Source organism: Pseudomonas karstica, from assembly GCF_009707515.1.
Taxonomy (GTDB): domain Bacteria; phylum Pseudomonadota; class Gammaproteobacteria; order Pseudomonadales; family Pseudomonadaceae; genus Aquipseudomonas; species Aquipseudomonas karstica.
The window spans coordinates 1-1,448 of the sequence record NZ_WLYI01000075.1 but is presented as its reverse complement, the minus strand read 5'-3'; the positions used below and the strand labels follow the sequence as shown (position 1 = coordinate 1,448).

The 1,448-nt window shown below is 60.2% G+C and carries 2 protein-coding genes; both read left to right on the top strand.

What is annotated here, in order from left to right:
• A partial coding sequence (locus GIR22_RS25760) for an electron transfer flavoprotein subunit beta/FixA family protein (RefSeq protein ID WP_154746088.1) occupies window positions 1-593 on the top strand: 593 nt, incomplete at its 5' end.
• 16 nt (window positions 594-609) lie between these two features.
• Window positions 610-1,448 (top strand): electron transfer flavoprotein subunit alpha/FixB family protein (locus GIR22_RS25755; RefSeq protein ID WP_154746087.1); only part of this gene is annotated, 839 nt, incomplete at its 3' end.

Sequence of the window (1,448 nt, the reverse complement as noted above, 5' to 3'; positions counted from 1 at the left end):
GCGTGGCGACTGAAATCGTCGTCGTTTCCATCGGTCCGACCACTGCCCAGGAGCAGTTGCGTACCGCTCTGGCGCTGGGTGCCGATCGCGCCGTTCTGGTCGAATCCGCTGAAGAACTGACCTCCCTGGCCGTTGCCAAGTTGTTGAAGGCCGTTGTTGACAAGGAACAGCCATCACTGGTGATCCTCGGCAAACAGGCCATCGACAGCGACAACAACCAGACTGGCCAGATGCTGGCTGCACTGACCGGTTACGGCCAGGGCACCTTCGCCTCGAAAGTCGAAGTGAGCGGCGACAACGTTGCCGTGACCCGCGAAATCGATGGCGGCGCGCAGACGGTTTCCTTGAAACTGCCGGCCATCGTCACCACCGACCTGCGTTTGAACGAGCCGCGCTACGCGTCCCTGCCAAACATCATGAAAGCCAAGAAGAAGCCTCTCGAAGTGCTGACTCCGGATGCTTTGGGCGTTTCCACCGCCTCCACCAACAAGACCGTAAAAGTCGAAGCGCCGGCTGCACGCAGCGCGGGTATCAAGGTCAAGTCGGTGGCTGAACTGGTCGAGAAACTGAAAAACGAAGCGAAGGTGCTTTGAATTGGAGAGCCTGATCATGACTATCCTGGTAATCGCCGAACACGATAACAAGGTGCTGGCCCCGGCCACCCTGAATACCGTGGCTGCTGCCGCTAAAATCGGTGGCGACATCCACGTGCTGGTTGCCGGTCAGGGCGCTGGCGCTGTGGCTGAAGCCGCTGCAAAAATCGCTGGCGTGAGCAAAGTACTGGTCGCCGACAACGCGGCCTACGCTCACCAGTTGCCGGAAAACGTTGCCCCTCTGGTCGCAGCTCTTGGTTCAGAGGCGGGGGGCGCTGGCTACAGCCACATCCTGGCTGCCGCTACTTCCAACGGCAAAAACATCCTGCCGCGTGTTGCTGCGCAGTTGGACGTTGACCAGATCTCCGAGATCGTTTCGGTAGAAAGCGCCGACACGTTCAAGCGCCCGATCTATGCCGGTAACGCCATCGCCACCGTGCAGTCCACTGCTTCGGTAAAAGTCATCACCGTGCGTGCCACCGGGTTTGATCCGGTTGCAGCAGAAGGTGGTTCGGCTGCTGTTGAAGCCGTTGGTGCTGTCCACGACGCTGGTATTTCCAGCTTTGTTGGCGAAGAGTTGGCCAAGTCGGATCGCCCAGAGCTGACCGCTGCCAAGATCGTCGTCTCGGGCGGGCGTGGCATGCAGAACGGTGACAACTTCAAGCACCTGTACGCCTTGGCTGACAAGCTGGGCGCTGCGGTCGGCGCTTCCCGCGCGGCCGTCGACGCAGGTTTCGTACCCAACGACATGCAGGTCGGGCAGACCGGCAAGATCGTTGCGCCACAGCTGTACATCGCCGTCGGTATCTCCGGCGCGATCCAGCACTTGGCCGGTATGAAAGACTCCAAGGTGAT